This window comes from Arcobacter venerupis, assembly GCF_013201665.1.
Lineage (GTDB): Bacteria > Campylobacterota > Campylobacteria > Campylobacterales > Arcobacteraceae > Aliarcobacter > Aliarcobacter venerupis.
Genome location: NZ_CP053840.1, coordinates 1,230,798 through 1,256,133, shown reverse-complemented (window position 1 = coordinate 1,256,133; position 25,336 = coordinate 1,230,798). Strand labels below are relative to the sequence as shown.

The following is a 25,336-nucleotide window of genomic DNA, read 5'->3' as shown; positions in this document are numbered from 1 at the left end:
TATATGGAAATTTTTGAATATTCATTTATGATAAGAGCTTTTATTGCAGGAATTTTTATAGCAATTTTAGCACCAACTTTGGGTACTTTTGTGGTGGTTAGAAGATATTCTATGCTTTCTGATTCTTTAGCTCATATATCTTTACTTGGTGTTGCACTTGGTTTTTTATTTTCAATCTCTACTACATTTAGTGCAATTATTGTGGCTCTTTTTGCTTCGCTAATAATAGAATATTTAAGAAAAAATCATAATATTTATTCGGATTCGATTTTATCAATATTTCTATCTGGTTCACTTGCCCTTGCAATTATTATTGTCTCATTATCACACTCTTTTAATGTGGCACTTTTTGATTACCTTTTTGGCTCAATTGTTGCCGTTTCCCAAGAAGATATTTATACGATTTTAATATTTGGGAGTGCTACGGCACTTTTTATTGCTAATTATTATCAAAAACTACTTTTTGTGGCATTTGATGAAGAAGTTGCAAAAGCATCTGGAATAAATGTAGCTTTTTTAAACTATATGTTGGTATCGCTTGTGGCAATAACTGTTGGTTTATCCATAAAAATAATTGGTGTATTATTAATAGGTGCCTTAATGATAATGCCTGTAATTTCAGCAATGCAATTTGAAAAGAGTTTTTTTATAACTTGTTTTCTAGCAGTATTTTTTGCAGTTTTAGCAGTGATTATAGGTCTTTTTGCCTCTTTTTATATCTCATTGCCAAGTGGAGCTACTATTGTAGTTGTTTCATTAATTTTTTTTATATTAAGTATTACTTTAAAAATAAATAGAAAAAATCTTATACATTGATGTAGTTATACAACTACATCAATTGAATTTACAACCCCTAAACCAGAACCATCTTCTTTTACAAAAATACCATTACTTTTTTGTACTGCAGTAGTTTCATCAATTGCACTTTGATATTTAAAACCGCTTTGTACATCTCCTAAGTAAATTGCACCAACATTTCTATCAATAAGTGAGACTAAAGATGAGTTTCCGTTTTCATCAATACTCCACACTTTAAGCTTGTCAAAAACTGAATCTTTTTCATCTATCCAGTTATTATTATCCTCATCATATTGGGCAAGTTCAGCAAAACCATTATTTGTACTTGGACCAAAAAGTTCACTCCCATTATCAATTTTTCTGTTTTCATTTTTATCCAAAACTAAAAAACCAGCGCCCTGTTTGAGTTGAGGAATCATTTCAGTAGTGCCATCATTGTCTAAATCAAATGCAAAATGTAAATTACTGATATTATCAAAGGGATTAACATTTTCATCATAATTAATCACCAATGGGTCAATAAAACTTTTATCTCCAAGAATAAATTGAGTACTTTGTGATTTATAAAATTCTTGTGAAAAAGAGAGATTTATATTCATTTCAAATGATTGATTTGGTGTATTAATTTTTACTGAAGAAGAAAAATCTACTGTTTGTTTTTGGTAATACAGTTCTTGTGTATTAAAGACCATAGCTTTGAGTTCACTATTATTTGATTGTTGCTTTTGATAAGGGTTTAAAAATGAAAAGTCATTTTTAACCTCATTTGACTTTTTATCTGGATACATCTTTATATCTGATTTATCCTTGTTAAGTCGCCCAAGTAATATTTCAATTAATAATTTTTTTAAACGATCTTCCAAACTTAAATTATCTTCATAATCATATACAGCTCGTGAATTTTGTGTCATGGTTGAATAAGATTTTTGAAAATTTAAAACAGTTGAAATGTCACTTTCATTTGTATTATTTTTTTCTCCATAATGAAGTTCTAGTGATGTACTTTGTGAATGCACAAAATTTAATTGTGTTTTAGAATAGAGGCTAACTTGAGAATTTTCTATTGTCATAATCAATCCTTTTTAAACTAATTTTAAGAATTGTATCATATTTATGAATAATAGTCAATATTATTTAAATACAAAAAAAAGTTAAATGTAAAATAAAATTATATGAAAAAGATTTAATAGAATATGATTGGATAAAGTGTTAGTGATTTTATTTTATTATGTTATTATGTATTTAATATATAAATAGTTTTATAAGGAAATTTTGTATGAATGAAAATAAGACTTTTAATATTGTAGGCATAGGAGCTAGTGCTGGTGGATTAGAACCTATAAAATCTTTACTGAGTAAAATATCATCATCAGATAATTTTACTTACGTAATTACACAACATTTAGATCCAAAAAAAACTACTGAACTTTTAGAAATTTTATCAAGAGTATCATCAATACCTATATCTATGATAGAAAACAATGAAATTATCAAATCAGATAGAATATATATTTGTCCACCTAAATACGATTTAATCATAGAAAAAAACTGTTTTAAATTAGTTACTCCTGATAAGAATGCTTATTTTACGCCTTCCATAGATAAATTTTTTATCTCACTTGCAAAAAATAAAGAAGATAAAGCTATTGGTATTATATTATCAGGAGCAGGAAATGATGGCTCAAAAGGAATTGAAGCTATAAAAAATGCAGGTGGTATTACAATCGCCCAAGAAGAATCAACAGCTATACATCCTGAAATGCCAAAATCAGCTATAAATACAAAGCATATTGATTTGATTTTACCAGCTGATAATATTGCTTTAGAATTACAAAATATTTTAGAACATCCATTTATTTTAGAAAAAGAGGAAGATTATTCAAATCAACTAAATAAAATTTATAGTATTTTATTTGATAAAACTAATACAGATTTTAGTGATTATAAAACTAGTACAATTCAAAGAAGAATAAAAAGAAGAATGATTTTAAATAAAATAAATAAATTAAATGATTACATTGATTATTTAGAACATTCTGAAAAAGAGGTTTTTCTATTACATAAAGAGTTATTGGTGATTGTTACATCTTTTTTTAGAGATAAAGATGCTTTTATAGAATTAGAAAAAACAGTAGAAGAACTTTTATTAAAAAAAGAAAAAAATGAGCCTATTAGAGTTTGGGTTTCAGGTTGTGCAACAGGTGAAGAAGCTTATACTATAGCTATTATTTTGTATGAGATATTAGAAAAAAATGACTTAAATAATAAAATCCAAATCTTTGCAACTGATATATCAACAGAAGCCATAGCAATTGCCCGAAAAGGAAGCTATTTAGAAGAAGATTTAAAAGATCTTAGCCAAGTTATTTTAGATAAGTATTTTGAAAAAAAAGATGGAGAGTTTAAACTATCTAAAGATATTAGAGATTTAATTATCTTTTCAAAACATGATATTATAAAAGATCCTGCATTTTTAAATATGGATTTAATTACTTGTAGAAACTTACTTATATATTTTAATCCTACTCTTCAAAAAAGAATTTTTTCAATATTTTTTAATGTTTTAAGAAAAGAAGGTTTTCTTTTTTTAGGTAAAAGTGAAAGCACTATTAATCTTACAAATCTTTTTTCTAGTGTAAGTAGTAAAAGTAAAATTTTTAAAAAAGATTTATCTGCTGCTTCTCCTACTTATGATAACTTAGCCTATAATCACAAAAAATTTACATCAAACACAATACCTATAAAAAAGAATGAAAATAGAAATCATCTGCAAGATTCTTTATGCCAAACTATATTAGATAAATATATTCAAAATTATATTATTATAAATAAAGAAAATAATATTGTCTACACGCAAGGTGAACTAGATAATTATATGAAACTACCAAAAGGTGGATTTACCCAAGAATTATTCTCTTTTTTGAAAGATAATATAAGGGTAGAGGTAAGAACCGCTATTATAAAAGCTAGAAGAGATAATGAGATAATTAAATTAAATATCAAATTAAATAAAGAAAAGAATCTCCAAATTGACGTGCTTCCTATAACAGAGAATCACTCAACAACTGAAAGTTTATGTATCATTTTTAAAGAAAACGAAGATAATATAACTATAGATTTGACAAGTGAAAATAGAGATTTATTTGATACCTACAACAGATTAAATATTCAAGAATTAGAACAAGAGTTAATAGAAACAAAAGAGAGACTTCAATCAGCAGTTGAGGATTTACAATCTTCAAATGAGGAACTCCAAAGTACAAATGAAGAATTCCAGTCAAGCAATGAAGAGTTGCAATCTTCAAATGAAGAGCTTCAAAGTACCAATGAAGAGCTTATTGTTGTAAATGAAGAGTTAGAAACAAAATCTAATGAGTTAATAAAAGCAAAATTAGAACTAGAACATATAAATAATAATCTAGGAAATCTAGTTAATGAAAAAACTATTGAAATAAAAAAAATAAATGAAAATCTTAAAGAAAAAAATAGTGCATTAACTGAAACATTAGAATTATTTGAAAATACATTTGAACAAGCAGCAGTTGGAATTGCACATCTTTCACTAAATGGTAGATGGCTAAAAGTAAATAACAAGTTTTGTGAGATAGTTGGTTATTCAAAAGAAGAATTAATAGAATCTAAATTCAAAGATATCACTCATCCTGATGATTTAGATGAAGATTTAATTTATATTGCTCGATTAATAAAAGGTGAAATTAATAACTATTCACTAAATAAACGTTATTATAAAAAAGATAAATCAATAATTTGGATAAATATAACATCCTCTCTTGTGAGAAATAGTTCAACAGGTGAACCAGACTATTTTATAAATGTAATAAAAGATATATCTTTGCAAAAAGAGTATGAATTACAATTACAATTACAAAAAGATGAGCTAGAAATAATTTTTGATTTTAGCCATGATAGTATAGTTATCATAGATTTAGATATGAACTTTTTGAAATTTAATAAGGCATTTTTAGATTTAACAGGATATTCTCAAGAGTATTTATTATCAATAAATTACAATGATTTAACTACCTCAGAAGATAAAAAAATAAATGAATTAGCAATAAAAAAAGCTATAGAAATTGGTCATGTAGAAAATATTGAAAAATGTTATATTCTTAATGATAACAAAGTTGTTACTGTTAGTATGAGTGCAACCTTACTTCCTAATAAAAGAAATATTCTTCTATCATTAAAAGATATTTCAAATTTAAAAATTATGGAAGAACAATCAAAACTAGCTTCAATGGGAGAAATGCTAGGTAATATTGCCCATCAATGGAGACAACCATTAAATGTAATTACCTTATGTATTAGTGGTTTAAAAATGAAGTCTGAAATTTTAAAGGTAGAGAAACTTGATATAAATAATTGTGAAAAAATTATTCTAAAACAAGCAAATTATCTATCAAATACAATTGATAACTTTAGAAACTTTTTAAAACCTGAAGTATTTATACGTAAAATTAGTATTTTAAGTCTAATTGAAAATACTTTAAGTATTGTAGAGGCTTCTTTAAGTAGTAATTATATAAATATTATTTTAGATTTAGAAGATGATATAAGTATTGATGGTAATATCAATGAATTAACTGAAGCTCTTATAAACATAATAAATAATAGTAAAGATATATTAAAAAGTCATATAAAAGTAGAAGCAGATAGATTATTGTTTATATCTACAAAACAAATAGATGATAAAAATTTAGAGTTGAAAATATTAGATAGTGGTGGTGGGATAAAAGATTCCATTATGAATAAAATTTTTGAGCCATATTTTACTACGAAACATCAATCTCAAGGTACAGGATTAGGTTTATCAATAAGCTATAAAATAATTACTCAAAGATATTTTGGGAATATTAGTGTTTGTAATGAAAATTTTGAATATAACAATAAGCCTTATACGGGAGCATGTTTTAAAATATTATTTAGAAAATTAAATGAGTAAAGCTGTTAAAGATTATTTTGTCTTTTTAATTTCTAATTGGATAAAATCCATTCAAAAAAAAGAGTGATATGTTTAAAACAAATGATTATTGGGAAGAAGAGTTTATAGAGTATGCTGATAAAAACTTAGATTCTATTTACTTTGATGACTGTACTTTTATAAAATGCGATTTTTCAAAAACTATTTTTTATAGTTGTAAGTTTACAGAATGCACTTTTATAAACTGTGATTTATCCCTAGCATCATTAAAATCTTGCACTTTTAATGATGTTACATTTGAAAACTGCAAACTTATTGGTATCTCGTGGAGTAGTTGTCAAGAGCCTTTTGATGTGACTTATACCTCTTGTAATCTTTCTCAAAACTCTTTTCATTTACTTGATTTAAGACAAATGAAGTTTGTAAACTCACTAATAAAAGATACTGGCTTTGAAGAGTGTAATCTTGAACGAACACTCTTTGAAACTTGCGATTTAGAACTAACAAGTTTTATAAAAAACAATCTAAAAAAAGCAAACTTTGAAACATCAAAAAATTATCTTATTGACCCAAAACAAAATGATATAAAAGATGCTTTATTTTCTCTTCCTGAGGCTTTGAGTTTTTTGAGTTTACTTCCAATTAAATTAAAGTAATATTCATATATAAAGCCTCATATTTTGTAACAATTCTATAAAATCTAATTATTTACTAATACCATTCTTGAATATAAACCAATGGTTGTACTATAACCCACTTCACTAAATTTTAAATTCTTATCTTTATCATATATTAATGTGGTAGGAAATACTTTTATATTAAACTTTTGCGAATAAAAATTATCTTTATCCTCTACAACATTAAAAGTTAATTTATTTTCAGCTAGATATTCTTCAATTTCTTTTTTACTTCCAGATTGAACTGCAATAGTTATTACTTCATAATCTTTTGATAATTCTTGTATATTTGGCGCTTCAACTTTACAAATAGGACACCAAGTAGCCCAAAAATGAATCAATATAGGTTTATTTTCTACTAAAGTATATTTGTTATTGTCAAGAAGTGTAAAAGTTTGGATATCTAATTTATTTTTATTTAAATCAAGTGATTTATAATAACTAATACCATTTACTATTATAATTAATATTATAATAAAAAATATACCTTCTTTAATATATTTTTTTATTTTGTCTTTCATTTTTAGCCTTCTTTAAATCGTAATAATCATATATAAGATATAACTATATCTTTAAAAAACAAAAAATCTACGAAATAATTTAAAATTTCCAAAATAATCCCCTATTAATTCCAATATGAACTCAAAATTAAATAAAATTATTTAGTTTTATTTTGATATAGTCAAATAATTTTTAATGGATAAAGATAATTCCATTATTTTAGATAACAAAATTCTTTTTAGCTTTTTTACCACAATTTATACAACGAGTTTTTGCTGGAACTTTTGCTTTATTAGGTCTAAAACTGGCTTTTACTAATCAGCAATAGCAAATATTCTAAATAAATCATGAGACTTCTCACATCATAGAAGCAGATTCAAAAAGCCCATTATTTAGAGAAAAAATAACTGTATTAAAAGTTTTTGATATTTAGCTTATTTATATTGCAATAATGTACTATGCTTAAATTTTCTTAAAAAGTATAATTTACCAAAATAAAAAGGTAAATTATGAATATAGTATTTTTTCTATTGTATTGTTGTTTGATGATAGTAACACCTGGTCCTACTAATATTATGATTCTTACAACTGTACATAATTACGGAGTTAGAAAAGCTTTTGAGTTTTCTATTGGTGCAACTTTTGCATTTTTTATATTATTAAGTATATCTGTTATTTTTAATTCTATATTAATTAATTTTTTGCCAAATATTATAATTATTTTACAAATAATTGGAGCAATTTACATGTTATATTTAGCTTATCAGATTTTTAAAATGAATAAAAGCACTAAAAATAAAAGTCAATTTTCATCTTTTAAAACTGGATTTTTTATGCAATTTGTCAATCCAAAACCAATATTATTTACATTAACTGTTTTTCCTAGTTTTATTTTGCCTTATTATAAATCTTTTTGGCAGTTAAGTTTTTTTGTTATATTAATTACTTTTATTGCTTGTGTTGCTTTTTCATTATGGGTACTATTTGGAAAAGTTTTAAAGTCTTTTTTGGATAAGTATAATAAATTAGCAAATAATATTATGGCGATATTTTTAGTGGTGTGTGCAATTATGATTTCTGGAATATTTAATTAAAAGAGAGTTATGGATAAATTTATATATAAAAATAGAGTAGATATTACAGCCTTAAAAGCAAAAATGAAAAAGTTCTCATATAAAAAACATGCCCATGAAGAGTACGCATTAGGTGTAACTTTAAATGGTATTCAAAAATATAATTTAGATGGTATTAATCAATCATCTTATAAAAATGGAGTAATGCTTTTCAATCCAGAACAGTTACATGATGGAGAATCAGGGGATAATGATGAATCGTTAGATTATATAATGTTATATATCAAACCAGAGCTTTTTTTGGAAGCTTTAGGGAAAAAAGATATAGTGAAATTTTCTTCATCAATTGTTTATAATGAAAAACTAAAACAAGATATTATAAATCTTTCATCTGCTATTTTTTTTGAAAAAGATGAAGCTTTATGTAATGAACTTTTGCTAAATATAACAGATAACTTTTCTACAAATGATTTTATTTTGGATTATAAAAAAGAAAATTTGATTGTAAAAAAAGCAAAAGAGATGATTTATTATGAGCTAGAAGATATTTTGAATATAGATGAAATAGCAAAAGAGTTAAATTTGAATAAATTTCAATTTATAAGAATATTTAAAACAAATACGGGAATAACTCCTTATCAGTTTTTTTTAAATTGCAAAGTAATTCATGCAAAAAAATACTTAGAGCAGACAAAAGATTTATATGCAACAGTTGTAGAGTATAGATTTACTGACTTGTCTCATCTTAATAAACATTTTAAGAGAGTTTATGGTTTGACAGCTTATGCATATCTTCTTTCTTTGGCTTAATTGAACAGAATAAATAATATTAAAGTTTTGTATAATCAAATTTCAATAAACTACGTTTCATAAAAACAATACAAAGAGAAATAATGAATTTACCACTTGAACACGCACTTACAGTATTTATGGCTTTTTTTGCCATAATGAATCCTATTGCAAACACTACAGTTTTTGTAGCCCTTGCAGGAGATAGAAAAGCTTCTGTACAAAAACAAATTGCAAAAAAATCTCTGTTTATAACTTTTATAATAATAGTTTTATTTGCAGTTTTAGGAAAATCAATTTTTAACTTATTTGGAATAACTCTTCCTGCTTTAAAAATAACTGGTGGTATTTTGATATTTTTAGTTGGTTATCATATGCTACAAGGAATAAATTCTAAACTTCATACAGCCCAAGAAAGTGAAGATACAGAAGTTTCAATATCTCCTTTAGCAGTTCCATTATTAGCAGGACCTGGAACCATTGCAACTGCTATGAATTATTCAGCAAGTGGAGGTTGGCTTGAGATTGTAATTACTGTTTTTGTATTTGCACTTTTATGTATTATCACTTATGTTTGTTTCATATTTAGCACTAAAATTATATCTATTGTGGGAGAACAAGGTCTTAGTTTAGTTACAAGATTAATGGGATTAATTCTAGCTGTTATTGGGGTACAAATGTTAATTATAGGAATAAATAATGCCTTTAACTTTTGAAAAACAATTTGATATTTTATATCCAATACTTAATAATATTTCCCCTATTTCCAAAGTTAACTGGGACATTGCAAAACCATATTTCAAAACAAAAACATTAAAACAAGGTGAACATCTTTTTTATATGGAAGATAAGGTTGAAGACTTTTATTTTTTAATTGAGGGATTAGCTAGATATTATTATCTTACTGAAAAAGGAAAAGAGTTTAATAAGTCTTTTGCAGAAAAAAAAGGACATCTTTTAAGTAGTATCTCTGCTGTATCACATGGAACTGGTTCTCCTTTTAGTGTTGAAGTACTTAGTTCATTTACAACACTTTATATTCCTTACAAAAAACTATTAGAACTTGGTGAGAAATACAAAGAATGGAACGATTTATTATTACGTATTTACGAAAATTTAGTTATCAAAAAAGAGAGAAGAGAAGCTGATTTTTTACTTTTAAATGCAAGAGAGCGTTATGAAAAATTCTTAAGTGATTATTCAATGATAGAAGATGCTGTTCCTAACTATCATATTGCTTCATATTTAGGTATTACTGATGTTGCCTTATCAAGAATTAGAAAAGAGATGAAAAATTAACATAGGTTAATGACAATAAAAAAATTTGATTGTATACTTTGCCTATCAATTTTATGGAGACAACGATGCAATTAAAAATAGCCCAAATAAAAGATATAGATAATATTTTAAAACTACACGCGAAATACCAACTAGCAACTATTTCAGAAGATGATAAAAAAGATGGATTTGTAACAACAGGATTTACACCAGAAGAACTTAGAGCGATTATTGAAGAAGAACAAGGAATTTTTATAGCTGTTGAAAATGATATAGTTCTTGGATATGTTATGTCTGCTTCTTGGCAGTTCTGGTCAAAATGGCCGATATTTTCTCACATGATAAATGACTTACCAAAACTTAGCTATTTAGGACAAACTTTAACAGTAGATAATTCTTACCAATATGGACCTGTTTGTATTGATAAAAGTGTTAGAGGAAGTGGACTTTTAGAAAATCTTTTTGATTTTGCCTTAGAATCTATGTCTAAAAAATACCCTATTTTAGTAACTTTTGTTAATAAAATAAATGAAAGATCATATGCAGCGCACAAAAGAAAACTAGGACTTGATGTTATTCAAGAGTTTGAATTTAATAATAACACATACTATGAAATGGTTTTTGATACCTCAAAAAGAGTTTCAAACATTATCTAATTATAATAAATGAAATAGTACTCTACTATCAATATTATCACAAGGAAAAAAATTGAATAGAGTATTTATAACAGATAAAATAACTGACCCTTATATAGAAAAAGAGGTTTTAGGAGATGAACTATCACCTGAACTACATGAAGATATAGAAGTACTTTTAGTTTGGCACAAAAAAATAACAAATGAGTTTATTGATAAATTACCAAATCTAAAAGCTCTGGTTAGATATGGAGTTGGTTATGATGTATTTGAAGATTTAGAATATATCAAACAAAAAGGTATTTATGCTTCAAATACTCCTGATTATGGAACCGATGAAGTAAGTGATACAGCAATTGCTATGATTATGAATATTGCTCGTGGAATTACAAGATATGATTATTTATGTAGAGATTATAAAGATGGTTCTTGGCAATCAAATACTTTCAATAATATCAAAAGAAATAGTGATTATAAACTTGGAGTAATTGGGGCTGGAAGAATTGGTGGAAGTGTTATTTTAAAAGCAAATGCTTTGAGATTTCAAACATATTTTTATGACCCTTATTTATCAAGTGGAACAGAAAAGATGTTAGGAGCTAAAAGATTTGATGATTTAGATGAACTACTTGCAACTTGTGACATCATCTCTATAAACTGCCCTTTAAACGCTGAAACAAATGCCCTAGTTGATGAAAAGTTTATAGCAAAAATGAAAAAAGGTGCATCAATTGTAAACACAGCAAGAGGTCCTATTGTAAAAGATTTAGATGTATTTTATGAGCCTTTAAAATCTGGACATCTAAATTGTGTAAATCTTGATGTTCTTCCAAGTGAACCACCAAAAAATGGTTTGATGATAGATGCATGGAGAGCAAAAGAGAGTTGGCTTGATGGAAGATTTCTTATAAATCCACACTCTGCTTTTTATAGTGATAAAGCTTATTTTGAAATGAGACAAAAAGCTGTTTTAAATGCAAAAAGAGTATTGGATGGGAAAAAACCAATAAATATTGTTAATGGATTAAAATAGCAATTTCTTACTATACATAATTTAATTCATTTTCTATAATTCTCATTTTAAGGAGAGAGAGTGAATTTAAAAAGTATTTCATTAGCATTAATTGTTGTTTTAATTTGGGGAGTTAATTTCTCAGTTATAAAGTTTGGATTAGAAGAGTTACCTCCTATACTTTTTTCATCTTTGAGATTTTTTATAGTGGCTATTCCTGCTGTATTTTTTATACCTTTTCCTAAAACATCCGTTTGGAATGTTTTAGGAGTAGGACTGTTTTTAGGTGTTCTAAAATTCTCATTTTTATTTATTGCCATGAAAGCAGATGCAAGTGCTGGAATCTCATCTTTACTTTTACAAGCACAAGTTATTTTTACAATAATTCTTAGTATGATTATTTTTAAAGAAAAAGTTTCAAATGCACAATTATTAGGTATGATAATAGCTCTTTATGGTTTTGGATTTTTCTTTTTTACAGTTGATACAAATATCACTCTTTTAGGTATTGTTTTAATACTAAGTGCTGCTATTTTTTGGTCAGTATCAAATGTAATTATGAAACAAATAAAAGATGTAAATCTTTTACATTTTATGGTTTGGGTAAGTTTAATTCCTCCACTTCCATTATTCATACTTTCATATATTTTTGAAACACATGAACCTTTAACTTTATTATTAAATTCTAGTATTAAAACTTGGATTTCAGTTGCATATACAGGATACATTTCTACTTTAGTGGCTTTTGCTATTTGGGGATGGTTACTTAAAAACTACAACTCTGCTATTGTTACTCCATTTGCATTAGTGATACCTGTAATTGGGATTATTAGTTCAAATATTTTACTTAATGAGAAATTAAATCAAGTAGAGGTGATGGGTACTATTTTAATATTATTTGGATTATTTATTTCAGTTCTAGGAAATAGAATTTATACATTAGTTTTTAAAACAAAAAAAAGAAGAGAATAAACTCTTCTTTTTTATACTGTTTCTAATTTATCTTTTTTGTTATTAAAATTATCAACTATAACTGCACAAGCTGCATCACCTGTGATATTTAAAGCTGTTCTAGTCATGTCAAACATTCTGTCTAAAGCAAAAAGTAAAGGTAAACCCTCTATTGGAATACCAGCAGAAATTAATACAGCAACAACTAAAAATGAAGGACCTGGAACTCCAGCTTGTCCAATAGCACCAATTGTTGCTGTAAAGATAATAGCCACATATCCACCAAACCCTAAGTCTATATTATAAACTTGGGCAAAAAATATTGCTACTAAACCATAATAAATAGCATTTCCACTCATGTTAATTGTTGCACCCAAGGGAAGAACAAATGAACATGTTGATTTAGAGATTTTTAAATCATCTTCACAAGTTTTCATATTAACAGGAAGTGTTGCCATTGATGAAGCTGTTGAAAGTGCCACTATTTGAGGTTTTTTCATAGCAGAAAGGAATTCAAGTACAGGCATTTTTGAAAATAATTTTATTAATAAAGGATAAAAACCATATCCATAAAATAATAAAGCACCAATATAAACAATAAATAATTTTCCAACCAGTTCAAGCATATCAAAACCATAAGTACCAACAGAATCAGCCATAAGACCAAATACTCCAATTGGTGCTAAAAACATTACAACGGTTACCATCCAAATTAATGCTTGAGTTGTAGCTTCTAAACTATTTAAAATTACAGCACTTTTCTCTTTTGGCACTTTTGAAAGAGCAATACCAAAAAATAGACAAAAAACTAATATTTGAAGAATATTTGCATCTAAAAGTGATTGGAATATATTTGTTGGAATCATTCCAATTACTGTTTCAATTGCACTTGGTAATTGACCTTTGTCAGCATATTGATTTGAGAACATATGATTAACACTACTTAAATCAAGGCCAACACCTGGTTTAAATATTTCACCAGCAAAAAGTGCAATAGCAACAGCAAAAGCAGATGTTATTAAGAAAAAAGTAATAGTTACTATTCCTACTTTACCAGCACTTGGACTATCACTTAAATTTGCAGCACCAGAAATAATTGAAATAACAATCAACGGTATAACTAACATTTTAATTAAATGAATAAAAATAGTACCTAAAGGAGCAAACACAGATGCACCTTCTCCCATCATAACACCTACAATAGTACCCAAAATCATCGCAATCAAAATTTGAAATCCGATATTTCTAAATAACGATTTCTTTTTCATGTAGCCCCTTTTTAATATATTTTAGTAATAAACTATAACTTTTTAAAGTGTCTAAAAAGTAGTTAATTAAATCAATGACCTCTTCCTAACATTTCAGTAGCTTCTGTGATTATTAAAAATCCATCTGGATCATTTTTTTTCACAATCTGTCTTAATTTTTGCAATTTATCTACTTTTACAACAATTAGAATCATTTTTTTCTCTTGATTATCAAAAAGTCCATCACCTTTTATTATTGTTCCTTCTGGACCTAATTCTTCTCTAATTATTTCTTTAAGAATTTGAGTTTTTTGAGTTACTAGATATACTACTTTTTTATTTAGATTACCTGTTAAAATAATATCAATTATTTTTGCAGTTATATAAATACTAACTATACTCCATAATACTTTTTTTGTATCTTCAAGTATAAATAAAGATGAAAAAATAATCAAAAAATCAATAACCAAAATAACTTGACCAGGTTTAATCTCTGTTTTTGATGAAATAATTCTTGCTAATATTGTTGAGCCACCAGCTGTTGAATTACCTTTTATAGTAAAAGCCAAACCAATACCAACAAAAATACCACCAAATATTGCGCCCAAAGCATCATCAATAACAAAAGGTTTTACATGAACTATTTGAGTTAAAAAATCAATAAATACAGATATTAAAATAATAGTAAGAATAGTTCGAACAGCAAACATTTTTCCAAGATATTTAATCCCTATTAATATTAGGGGGAAATTAATCAAAACAATAATTGTTCCAATAGTTAGATTTGTCATATAGTGAATTAATAATGCAAGTCCAGCAGAACCACCAGTAATAAGTTCATTAGGTGCAAAAAAACCAACTACTGATAGAGATAGAAATATCGAACCTATTACTATAAAAGCATAATTTTTAAGTTCTTCTATTGAGAAAAAAGTATTCATACCAATCCTATTAATAATTTTATAGAATTTTAGCCATTTCTCTTTGATAGAATGATTATTTCAATATTAATTTATTTTTAACAAAAAAAAGGGGAGAGGCAAAGCCTCTCCCCTTTTGTACAGCTTAAAATAACTATTAAGAGTGTACTAGGTTTCTTAATTGTGCAGGAGTAACTTGGTGGAAGTTTAAGTATTTATAAACACCATCTCTGTTTTTCTCTGTAATTTTTTTAGGTACTATTTCCATATATTCAGCAACAGATGGTAATCTTCCTAAAAGTGCAGTAACAGCAGCAACTTCAGCAGAACCTAAATAAACTTGAGAACCTTTTCCTAGTCTATTATCAAAGTTTCTTGTAGATGTTGAGAATACAGCAGCACCTTCAGATACTTGTGCTTGGTTACCCATACATAAAGAACAACCAGGAATTTCAAGTCTTGCACCAGCTGCTGCAAAGATTGAATAATAACCCTCTTCAGTTAATTGCTCTTTATCCATTTTTGTTGGTGGCGCAACCCATAGTTTAGAAGGAACTTCACCTTCACCTTTAAGTACTTCACCTAAAGCTCTGAATAATCCAATATTAGTCATACAAGAACCTACGAATACTTCGTCGATTTTTTTAATTCTTTTTGGATCATTGTTGATGTTTGTTAATGTATCAACATCATCTGGATCGTTTGGACAAGCTAAGATTGGCTCAGTAATTGTATTTAAATCAATTTCGATAATTGCTTTATATTCAGCATCAGCGTCAGGAGTTAATAATACTGGATTTGCAATCCATTCTCTCATTTTATCTGCTCTTCTTTGAAGAGTTTTAGCGTCTTCGTAACCTTCTTCAATCATTTTTTCAATTAAAGCAATATTTGAAGATAGATATTCAATAATTGGTTCTTTATCTAATTGAACAGAACAAGCTGCTGCTGATCTCTCTGCTGCTGAATCTGATAATTCAAATGCTTGCTCAACTTTTAAGTCTGGTAAACCTTGAATTTCAACGATTGTTCCAGCAAATACATTTTTCTTACCTTTTTTCTCAACAGTTAATAAACCATCTTGAATAGCTTGGTAAGGAATAGCATTAACTAAATCTCTTAAAGTAATACCTGGTTGCATTTCACCTTTGAATCTTACTAATACAGATTCTGGCATAGTTAAAGGCATCATACCTGTAACTCCAGCAAATGCAATAAGACCTGATCCAGCTGGGAAAGAGATACCAATTGGGAATCTTGTATGAGAATCTCCACCAGTACCTACTGTATCTGGTAAACATAATCTATTTAACCATGAGTGAATAACACCATCACCTGGTCTTAATGTAACTCCACCTCTTGAAGAGATAAACTCAGGTAAAGTATGTCTTAATTTAATGTCAGCTGGTTTTGGGTAAGCAGCTGTGTGACAGAATGATTGCATAACCATATCAGCACCAAAAGATAATGCAGCAAGTTCTTTAATCTCATCTCTAGTCATTGGTCCAGTTGTATCTTGAGAACCTACAGTTGTAGCGATTGGCTCAACATACATACCTGGTTTAACACCTTCAACACCACAAGCTTTTCCAACCATTTTTTGAGCTTGAGTAAATCCTTTACCGTTATCAGCTGGTTGAGAAGCCGCGATAAATGCAGTTGAAGCACCTAAACCTAATGCAGCTCTTGCTTTTGCAGTTAAACCTTTACCAATAATTAATGGAATTCTTCCACCAGCTCTCATTTCATCTGTTAAAGTATTTGGAGCTAAAGTAAATTTAGAAACAACAGCACCATCTTTTTCAATTACACCAGCGTATGGTTTAATTGTAATAACATCACCAGTTTCTAAAGCATCAACGCTAGCTTCGATTGGTAAACATCCTGAATCTTCAGCAGTATTGAAGAAAATTGGAGCAATAATAGAACCTAATACAACCCCACCAGTTCTTTTATTTGGAACACCTGGGATGTCTCTTCCCATATGCCATTGAACAGAGTTGATACCTGATTTTCTTGAAGATCCAGTTCCAACAACATCACCAACGTATGCTAAAGGGTGACCTTTTGTTTTTAACTCGGCCATTTTTTCTAATGATTTTTCCATTCTTGATTGTAACATTGCAGTTGCGTGTAATGGAATATCAGATCTTGTAAATGCAACAGTTGCAGGAGATAAATCATCTGTATTTGTTTCACCAGGAATTTTATATACAGTTAGAGTCATTTCTTCTTCTAAAGCAGGTTTATTAGTAAACCACTCAGCATTTGCCCATGATTCGATAACTTCTTTAGCTTTAGCATTTCCAGCGTCCATTAATTCTTTAACATCATTAAAAGCATTATAAACTAGGATAGTATTTTTTAATTCATTTGCTGCAGCATCTGCTACGTCAGCAATTTTTAATGCTTCAACAAGTGGAGTAACATTAAATCCACCCATCATTGTTCCTAAAATTTCAATTGCTTGAACTTTAGAAATTACAGAACAAGTTACATTTCCTTGTACAATATCATTTAAAAATGCAGCTTTTACATAAGCAGCATCATCAACACCTGGGTTGATTTTGTTTGTAAATAAATCTAAACAGTATTCAGCTTCAACAACTGGGTTAGCTTTTAATAATTCTACTAATTCAGCAGTTTGCTCAGCAGTTAAAGGTAATGCAGGTAAATTACCTTCATTAAGTCTTTCTTGTGAATGTGCTTTATAATTTGCTAATAAACTCATATATTATCTCCTCTTTATTTTAGAAAGTTTGATTTATTATATCACAAAGAAAAAAATTAGTATGTACAATTTTTGCAAAGAATTGTACAAGTCTTTATTTATGTAAATAAAAGTTACACTATGGTTAAAAAGAGAGATTAAATAATTTTCTTATACTCTATAATTGTACTATTATCATCCTATTGATGTACAACTATTGTACATAATATTTATTCTTTGTTCAATATTTTTTTTGTACTATAATGATAAGTTAGAACAAAAAAATTAATCAAATTTTATTTAAAATAAAGGGTAAAAAAATGATACAAGAACTTCAAAATAAACTTTACAATGAGATTCCACTAACAAAAATGATGGAATTACAAATCAAAGATTATAATATAAATGAATTAATTACCACCGTTCCACTTGAGCCAAATATAAATGATAAAGGTACAGCTTTTGGTGGAAGTTTATCAACTTTGAGTATTATAAGTGCATGGAGTTTATGTTGGCTGATTTCAAAAGAATTAGGCTTTGATTCAAATAATATTGTAATCATTAAAAATGAAACAAGCTTTAGAAAACCAGTAACAAATGATATAATTTGCCACACAAAAAAGCCCTTATTACAAGAGATAAAAATATTAAAACAAAAGTTAGAAAACAAAAAAAGTGCCTCTATAAAAATAGAATCACAAATAATTGAAGAGGGGAAAATATGTGTTGATTTTGTAGGCTATTATGTTATAAAAGTCTAAATTGATATTTGTATATATTTATTAAAAAGGTTTAAAATGATTGATTCAACAAATATAAAAATAGCTAAACTTGGTGAAAAAGTTTTGAGAAAAAAAGCTAAAAAAGTAAAAGATGTAAAAAGTGAAGAGACAAAAGAGATAATTTCAATTATGATTGATACTTTAAAAAAATCAAATGGCGTTGGCCTTGCTGCTCCTCAAATTTCTATTTCAAAACAGATTATGATTATTTCATCAAAACCAAATGATAGATACCCAAATGCTCCATTGATGCAAGAGTTAGTTTTAATAAATCCCCAAATAATAAAAACTTCAAAGGGTAAAAACAAAGATTGGGAAGGATGTCTTAGCATTCCAGGAATTAGAGCCATAGTTCCTAGATTTAATAAAATAAAAGTAAAATACAAAACTTTAGATGATGAAGAAAAAACTATTATCTTTAAAGATTTTGTAGCTAGAATTTTTCAACATGAGTATGACCATTTAATTGGACTTGCCTATATTGATAGAGTTGAATCAAATAAAGATATTATAAGTGAAGAAGTTTATTTAAAAAAAATCAAGGAAAAAAAATGACAAATGTAGAAAAACTTGCAAAAATACTAAAAGAAGAGTTAATCCCAGAACTTGATGAAAATTTAGAAGAGATGATGGACATAATCGATAGTGGCGATTGTTCAAAAGATGATAAAGATGAATTAAAATATCTCGAAGAGATGAAAGCATATTTTGATGAAGTTGAACTAGATATTGAAAACAATAACCTTACAGAAGAAGATGCTTTAGATATTTTAGAAGTTCTTGAAGAGATGAGATTAGATAAAGAGTAGGAAATTACTCTTTATTTGAAGGAGTTTAGTTATTCCGAGTCGGCAAACTATTTTCAATTTTTCTATCTATAAAACTGCAAACAAAAAATAAAATCACCAACCAAAGCATATAAATTATATTTAAAACCTCTTTATTTGTGACAAAATTAATTATAAATAAAGAACTACACACTACAAAAACGATTGATAAAAATATCCATAAAAAATATATTTTTGTGTGTTTTAAACTGAACACAGTAGAACAATTTGGGCAAATATGTTTTCCTAACAGACTTTTAAAATATCTTTTTGTTGTTAATTCAATTTTTTCGTTGCAGTTTGGACAGTTCATGGATTTACCTTGTTTTTGATTTTATCATATTTTTTTATCAATGATATTTTATTGACTATTTAGATTTTTTTATCATCATTTGTACAATTTATAAAATAATTATCTTTTTTTAATTCCTTAAAATCAATTTCTTTACAATTTATAAAAGTACAATCTTGAAATATCAAACTATGACTAAATTTACTAAAAACTACTTTACTAAATTGACAATTCACAAAATGACAACTTATTAAATCTACAGTCGAGAAAGAACAATCATTAAATGTTGTGTATGAAATCTTAGAATGAATAATCCTCTCTGCTTTATTTAAATTTATTACTTCATCTAATATATATATATTATGAAATTTATTATTTCTACCAAATAATAAGGATGCACCTATATGAATACCATTAAAATTAATTTTATAACCTTTAGAAGATGCAAAATAAACCATATTTCCGATATACATATTTGATAAATCCATATTTATTAAATTAAATTCATTAACACTATCTATAATAAAATTGTTAAATATTTTACGTTTTAAATATCCATCTTCCGGCATGTGATTTTTATCATCAAGATTACACATTACTTGCCAAAATCCGTAAAAAGTATCTTTTGCCTTTTCTATTGGATTATTATTTCCTATATTTGATTCATATAAAAAGTCTTTTTCTATCAAATATGTTAAAAAAACATCAAATCTCTTTGATAATTCATCATTTATACTTTGTTCTTTTTCTTTGATAATTTCTAATAAATTATCTGTAACTTCACTAGAAATTCTTTTTTGATGGAATAGATACCATAACTCTTTTAAAACTTCTTCTCCGCTGTCAATATGATATTTTTTTGTTTTACTTGATTTATCTAAAAACTTTTCATCTAAATAATCATAAATATATGAAGCAACCATATATTCCATAAGTGATTTATGTAAAAACTCTATAGCATAGTGCTCATTTCTTTCTTCAGGATTAGATTCTTCAACTTTTTTTATCTCTTTAAAATAAAAAGATACCATTACACCTTTTAGATTTGATTTTAAAGATTCATTGTTGTTTTTTTCTGCTAATAATCCTTGAAGTTCTTTTACACTTTCTAACTTTTCGAACTCATATTTTTGGATATATTCATACTCTGAATTAAAAATATGAAAAGCTAATTCTTTTAACATATTTTTTAAAACTCTTGAATATTCCTCTTGGTCAAGTCCTTTTAATTTTGATAGAGTATGAGCATCTTTTTCCCATTTTCTTTTGATTAATATTTCAAAGAATTCACTATATAAAGTAGTTTTACTTAACTCTTCAATATTTTCTATATCCATTTTTGCAATCATATGTAATAAAATAGGTTGATTTATAAGCTCTAAAATATGTTTATCTTCATCTTTATGAAATTTTTCTATAATCTCATTTGATAGTTTTATATCGGGATATGTTTTTTTATATTTTTCTAACCAAGACAATTGTTGAGTTTCATCTAATTCTTTTAATTCTACAACAGCTATATTATCTTCGTTTAATATATCAAAATTTAGATACCCGTGTCTTGTTGTGATAATTATTGTTGTATTTTCTCTTGAAAATTTTTGACATATTGTTTCAATATCACTGGTTGATAAACCTGTTTTCATTACTAATTCATCAAGCCCATCAAGAACTACGATATAGTCATCTAAGTTATGTATTTCTAATCTTGTATTTTCTTTTACTATTTCTTTAAAACTTTTATTTTTTAAATCATTTGGTTCTTTTATATTTTTAAGTTTAATTAAAATTACATCTTTAGATAAAGAAATTCTATTTTCAACCATATCGTAAATAAATCTTTTTGTAAAAGAACTTTTACCTTGACCTGGTTGCCCTGCTATAAATATGGTATTTACATCTTTTAAATCTAAATTATGTTTATTTTTATTGTTTAAAATATCATCTATGAAATTATGAATACTTTCATCTTCTACATCTACATATTTATCTCTTCGTTCATCTTTTAATCTTTCATCACTATCTTTAAAACAATTTTTATGAACTCTAAAATATGGTTCAATATACAAATCATCTAAAGTCAAACTATTTTCATCACCCAATACAACTTCAAAATATTCATTTGCAATTGTATTTTTATATTTATTTTTAAAAAAAATTTCTTTTTCTTCTATTCCTAAAATACTTTTTGTATGATTTAAATATTTATTTAAAACTGAACTATTTTGCTCTAGTACTTCAAAATAATTTAATTTGATATTATTGTTTATATATCTTTGAACTTTTGATTTATCCTCTTCTAAAAGAAAATCTTTAAATATTCCATCAAAATATATTTTTAAATGATTTGATGTGATTTTTGATAATTCAAATTCATTATAATCATATTTTAAATCCTCATTAAATGGAATTGAAAAGTTATTTGAACTAATTTCAAAATAGTCTAAAGCTTTTTCAAAAGTATTTAGATAAGTTGTATAAATTGTAAAATAATATGCTTCGTTTAAATCACTTATTTCAACAGCTTTTTCACCTAAATACTTTATTAGTTTTCCCCAAGAAGTTGTTGATAATAAATCATCATTGTTTGATAAAAAATCTTTTAAATAATCTTTTTTATCAATGAACTTGAAACCATCAGTAATTAAATCTGTAATAGTAGTTATATTTTTTATGATAAATCCTTTTAAAAATAATTTTTATTATACAACAGCTTTTAATAATTAATTAAAATGCTTTTATATTTTGAACTTCTAATTTAATATAATTATGTGTAATTTCTACTGTTTATAATATAAACAATATCTATTTTGTAAGCCTTCTCTTGATAATAAATTATTTATAGTTATAATTATTATAATTTAACTATCATAGGAGAGCTAAAATGAATGCTTACAACTTCAAAACCTATAGTGAACTTTTTTTACATATATCAAACAACTATGATAATGAATATTTTTTAAACTATTTATCAAATGGAAAATATACAAATATCTCAACAAGTGATTTTAAGAACAAAGTTATTTGTTTGAGTCTTGCTTTGAAAGATTTAGGTATTCAAAAAGGGGATAAGGTTGGGATTTTTGCTAAATCTTCACCTTTTTGGCTTATTTTTGATTTTGCTATTTTACAAGTGGGAGCTATTAGTGTTCCTATTTTTGCAAATATTTCTAGTGAAAATCTTAATTTTGAGATAAAAGACTCTTCTATGAAATTTATGTTTATTGATTCTCAAGAAAGACTAAATGACATAGAAAAAGAGAATTCACATCTTACTTTTATTACTCACAACTTTTGTATAAAAGAGCCAAATTTCTATAACTTTGATGAGATTTTAGTAATTGGAAAACAGATTTGTGATTCTAGTGGATTTACCTCTTTTGAAGCATTAGAAGATGATATTTTTTCTATCATTTATACAAGTGGAAATACTGGAACTCCAAAGGGTGTGATGCTTACACATAAAAATATTGTTTCACAACTTCATGATATAAATAGTTTGATAAATCTTGAACAACATGAAGTTTCCCTTTCTGTTCTTCCTTTGGCTCATATATTTGAGCGAACTGTAATGAGTTATTATTTAAGTCGTGGAATTAGTATCTATTTTGTTGATGATGTTTTAAATGTTGCAAATCTTATGAAAGTTGTGCGACCTACAATTATGACTGTTGTTCCGCGACTTTTAGAGAAAATATTTAACAAAATTAAACTAAATATCTCTACAAAACCATTTATTAGTCGAGCAATAGCCTCTTTTGCATTTGCCTATGCCCTAAAAGAAGATATAAATAAAAACTCACTTTTATTTAAGATTTATGACAAACTTGTCTATTCAAAATTTAGAGAAATCTTTGGTTCTAAACTTGAAAAACTAATAAGTGGAGGAGCACCTCTTTCAAAAGAAATTGCACAATTCTTTGTAAATATAAATGTTCCCGTTTATCAAGGATATGGTTTGACTGAGTTTTCACCTGTGATTTCTACAAATTATCCAAATGCAAATAAAGTTGGTTCTTGTGGAAAGGTAATTCCAAGTGCGCAAATCAAAATAAATGAAAACAGCGAACTATTTGTAAAAGGCCCTGCTTTGATGAAAGGTTATTTAAATCAAGGGGAATTAACAGCTAAAACAATAGATAAAGATGGTTGGCTTCACACAGGTGATGTTGCATTCTTAGATGAAGAGGGATATTTATTTATAAAAAGTAGAACGAAAGAGATATTCAAAACTTCAACGGGAGAGTATGTAAATGCTGTTGAAATTGAGCAAAAATTATCTAAAAATAAATATATAGAGTTTGCAGTTATAATTTCTGAAAATAGAAAATACACCTCTGCCCTACTTTTTGTGGATAAAGAGAAATATGAAAATGCAAAAAAACTAAATAAGAATTTAACTATAGAAGAATATTATAACAAAGATGATATTCTAAAGAGTATTTCGAACCACATAAATAGAGTGAATTCCAATCTAAATAAATGGGAAAAAATAGTAAAATTCGAAATCTTAACCAATAATATTTCAATAGAAACAGGAGAATTAACTCCATCTATGAAAATTTGTAGAGCTAAAATTGAAGAAAAATATTCAAATGTTATAAATAGTATGTATTAGGAGTTTAAAATGAAAGAAAGAATAGCCATAATAGATGGACTAAGAAGCCCCATCGCAAAAGCAAATGGAAAACTAAATGATGTAAGTGCTGATACTTTAGGTGCAATTATTACAAAAGAGTTGGTTTTACGAAATGATTTAGATTACAAACAATTTGATGAAGTAATCATGGGAAATGTAGCTCAACCTGCAAATGCTGCAAATATTGCAAGGGTTATGGCTATTCGAGCTGGATTTCCCCAATCAACTATTGCATATACGGTTCATAGAAATTGTGCTTCTGGAATGCAATCAATTTCAAGTGCTATTGAAAAAATAAACTCAAATCAAGGGGAGTTGTATTTAGTTGGTGGAATGGAATCTATGAGTAATATTCCTTTACTTTATAGTGATGAATTTAGAAATTTAATCACAAAATTTAGCTATTCAAAATCAATCATTGAAAAATTTGAACTTCTAACAACTTTTAGATTAAGATTTTTAAAACCTACTATTGGATTAATTTCTGGTTTAACTGACCCAATTTCTGGAAAAATCATGGGAATTACTGCTGAAAACTTAGCAAATGAGTTTAAAATAAGCCGAGCTGCCCAAGATGAATATGCTTTAAATTCTCACAAAAAAGCTCAAAAAGCAATAGAAGCTGGAATATTCAAAGATGAAATTCATCCAATAATGACAAAAAATGCTTCTATCTCAAATGATGATGGAGTAAGATTTAATCAAACAATTGAAGCTTTAAATAAATTAAACCCTATTTTTGAAAGAGTTGGAGGAACTGTAACTGCTGGAAATTCATCACAAGTTTCAGATGGAGCTTGTAGTTTGATTGTTTGTACTGAATCAAAAGCCAAAGAATTAAACCTTGAACCAATTGGTTTTATAACAGATTATGCTTATGCTGGACTTGATGCACATAGAATGGGTTTAGGACCAGTTTATGCTACAAAAAAACTTTTTGATAAAACAGGAACTACTCTTAAAGATATTGATTTAATTGAGATAAATGAAGCCTTTGCTGCTCAAGTTATAGCAAATCTTGAAGCTTTTAAATCAGAAGAGTTTTGTCAAAAAACTTTTAATTCAAGTGCACTTGGAGAGATTGATGAATCTATTTTAAATGTAAATGGAGGAGCAATTGCCCTTGGACATCCAGTTGGAATGAGTGGAGCTCGAATTGTCTTAACAGCATTAAAAGAGTTAAAAAGAAGAAACAAAAACAAAGCATTAGCCTCACTATGTATTGGTGGCGGGCAAGGTGCTTCTTTTTTATTGGAGATATAA

Annotated in this window: 21 protein-coding genes; 15 read left to right on the top strand and 6 right to left on the bottom strand. The window is 26.8% G+C overall.

Going from position 1 to position 25,336, the window contains the following annotated elements; all coding sequences use genetic code 11:
- Positions 1–3 precede the first annotated feature (3 nt).
- Positions 4–816, top strand: coding sequence for a metal ABC transporter permease (locus AVENP_RS06190; protein ID WP_128358696.1), 813 nt, complete (start codon positions 4–6; stop codon positions 814–816).
- Between the two features lie 5 nt (positions 817–821).
- Here the strand turns inward: AVENP_RS06190 and AVENP_RS06185 are convergent, their stop codons facing one another.
- On the bottom strand, positions 822–1,868 hold the full coding sequence (locus AVENP_RS06185) for a hypothetical protein (RefSeq protein ID WP_128358695.1): 1,047 nt from the start codon (positions 1,866–1,868) through the stop codon (positions 822–824).
- 206 nt (positions 1,869–2,074) lie between these two features.
- Here AVENP_RS06185 and AVENP_RS06180 point away from each other — a divergent pair, with 206 nt between their 5' ends.
- Together AVENP_RS06180 and AVENP_RS06175 are read left to right on the top strand one after the other, a co-directional pair.
- Positions 2,075–5,761: a CheR family methyltransferase gene (locus tag AVENP_RS06180; protein ID WP_128358694.1), complete on the top strand. Its 3,687-nt coding sequence runs from the start codon at positions 2,075–2,077 to the stop codon at positions 5,759–5,761.
- A gap of 68 nt (positions 5,762–5,829) precedes the next feature.
- Positions 5,830–6,396, top strand: a complete 567-nt coding sequence (locus AVENP_RS06175) for a pentapeptide repeat-containing protein (protein ID WP_128358693.1) — start codon at positions 5,830–5,832, stop codon at positions 6,394–6,396.
- A gap of 44 nt (positions 6,397–6,440) precedes the next feature.
- Here the strand turns inward: AVENP_RS06175 and AVENP_RS06170 are convergent, their stop codons facing one another.
- A complete protein-coding gene (locus AVENP_RS06170; protein WP_128358692.1) occupies positions 6,441–6,938 on the bottom strand; it encodes a redoxin domain-containing protein in 498 nt (165 codons plus the stop codon).
- Positions 6,939–7,427: 489 nt separating this feature from the next.
- Between AVENP_RS06170 and AVENP_RS06165 the strand changes: the two genes are divergently transcribed.
- The 7 genes from AVENP_RS06165 (at position 7,428) to AVENP_RS06135 (ending at position 12,677) form a co-directional block, all read left to right on the top strand.
- Positions 7,428–8,012, top strand: a complete 585-nt coding sequence (locus AVENP_RS06165) for a LysE family translocator (RefSeq protein ID WP_128358691.1) — start codon at positions 7,428–7,430, stop codon at positions 8,010–8,012.
- A gap of 9 nt (positions 8,013–8,021) precedes the next feature.
- A complete protein-coding gene (locus tag AVENP_RS06160) occupies positions 8,022–8,801 on the top strand; it encodes an AraC family transcriptional regulator (RefSeq protein WP_128358690.1) in 780 nt (259 codons plus the stop codon).
- Between the two features lie 83 nt (positions 8,802–8,884).
- Positions 8,885–9,496 carry a MarC family protein gene (locus AVENP_RS06155; protein WP_128358689.1) on the top strand — a complete coding sequence of 204 codons (612 nt, stop codon included), beginning with the start codon at positions 8,885–8,887 and terminating at the stop codon, positions 9,494–9,496.
- Positions 9,480–10,079, top strand: coding sequence for a Crp/Fnr family transcriptional regulator (locus tag AVENP_RS06150; RefSeq protein ID WP_128358688.1), 600 nt, complete (start codon positions 9,480–9,482; stop codon positions 10,077–10,079). Before AVENP_RS06155 ends, AVENP_RS06150 begins: the two co-directional genes overlap by 17 nt.
- A 65-nt stretch (positions 10,080–10,144) precedes the next feature.
- Positions 10,145–10,714: a GNAT family N-acetyltransferase gene (locus AVENP_RS06145; protein WP_128358687.1), complete on the top strand. Its 570-nt coding sequence runs from the start codon at positions 10,145–10,147 to the stop codon at positions 10,712–10,714.
- Positions 10,715–10,766: 52 nt separating this feature from the next.
- Positions 10,767–11,726, top strand: a complete 960-nt coding sequence (locus AVENP_RS06140; protein WP_172664237.1) for a C-terminal binding protein — start codon at positions 10,767–10,769, stop codon at positions 11,724–11,726.
- A gap of 60 nt (positions 11,727–11,786) precedes the next feature.
- Positions 11,787–12,677: an EamA family transporter gene (locus tag AVENP_RS06135; RefSeq protein ID WP_128358685.1), complete on the top strand. Its 891-nt coding sequence runs from the start codon at positions 11,787–11,789 to the stop codon at positions 12,675–12,677.
- 11 nt (positions 12,678–12,688) lie between these two features.
- Here the strand turns inward: AVENP_RS06135 and AVENP_RS06130 are convergent, their stop codons facing one another.
- From AVENP_RS06130 to AVENP_RS06120, 3 genes are all read right to left on the bottom strand, one after another.
- Positions 12,689–13,924 (bottom strand): dicarboxylate/amino acid:cation symporter, encoded by a 1,236-nt coding sequence (locus AVENP_RS06130; RefSeq protein WP_128358684.1) that lies wholly within the window; start codon positions 13,922–13,924, stop codon positions 12,689–12,691.
- A 71-nt stretch (positions 13,925–13,995) separates the two neighbouring features.
- Entirely contained in the window at positions 13,996–14,844 is an 849-nt protein-coding gene (locus AVENP_RS06125) for a YitT family protein (RefSeq protein WP_128358683.1), read from the bottom strand.
- A 136-nt stretch (positions 14,845–14,980) separates the two neighbouring features.
- The gene (locus tag AVENP_RS06120) at positions 14,981–17,554 is read right to left on the bottom strand and encodes a bifunctional aconitate hydratase 2/2-methylisocitrate dehydratase (RefSeq protein ID WP_128358682.1); all 2,574 of its coding nucleotides are present in this window, start codon (positions 17,552–17,554) and stop codon (positions 14,981–14,983) included.
- A 299-nt stretch (positions 17,555–17,853) separates the two neighbouring features.
- Between AVENP_RS06120 and AVENP_RS06115 the strand changes: the two genes are divergently transcribed.
- The 3 genes from AVENP_RS06115 to AVENP_RS06105 are packed head-to-tail and all read left to right on the top strand — an operon-like array spanning position 17,854 to position 19,124.
- Positions 17,854–18,294: a YiiD C-terminal domain-containing protein gene (locus tag AVENP_RS06115; protein WP_128358681.1), complete on the top strand. Its 441-nt coding sequence runs from the start codon at positions 17,854–17,856 to the stop codon at positions 18,292–18,294.
- Between the two features lie 36 nt (positions 18,295–18,330).
- Positions 18,331–18,870: a peptide deformylase gene (gene def / locus AVENP_RS06110; protein ID WP_128358680.1), complete on the top strand. Its 540-nt coding sequence runs from the start codon at positions 18,331–18,333 to the stop codon at positions 18,868–18,870.
- Complete coding sequence (locus AVENP_RS06105; protein ID WP_128358679.1) at positions 18,867–19,124, top strand: hypothetical protein; 258 nt, start codon at positions 18,867–18,869, stop codon at positions 19,122–19,124. Before def ends, AVENP_RS06105 begins: the two co-directional genes overlap by 4 nt.
- Positions 19,125–19,514: 390 nt before the next feature.
- Here AVENP_RS06105 and AVENP_RS06100 read toward each other — a convergent pair whose 3' ends face one another.
- A complete protein-coding gene (locus tag AVENP_RS06100) occupies positions 19,515–21,536 on the bottom strand; it encodes an NACHT domain-containing protein (protein WP_172664235.1) in 2,022 nt (673 codons plus the stop codon).
- A gap of 782 nt (positions 21,537–22,318) precedes the next feature.
- On the opposite strand from AVENP_RS06100, the gene AVENP_RS06095 reads away from it, so the two are divergent.
- Entirely contained in the window at positions 22,319–24,052 is a 1,734-nt protein-coding gene (locus tag AVENP_RS06095) for an AMP-dependent synthetase/ligase (protein ID WP_128358677.1), read from the top strand.
- 9 nt (positions 24,053–24,061) lie between these two features.
- Complete coding sequence (locus AVENP_RS06090) at positions 24,062–25,336, top strand: thiolase family protein (protein ID WP_128358676.1); 1,275 nt, start codon at positions 24,062–24,064, stop codon at positions 25,334–25,336.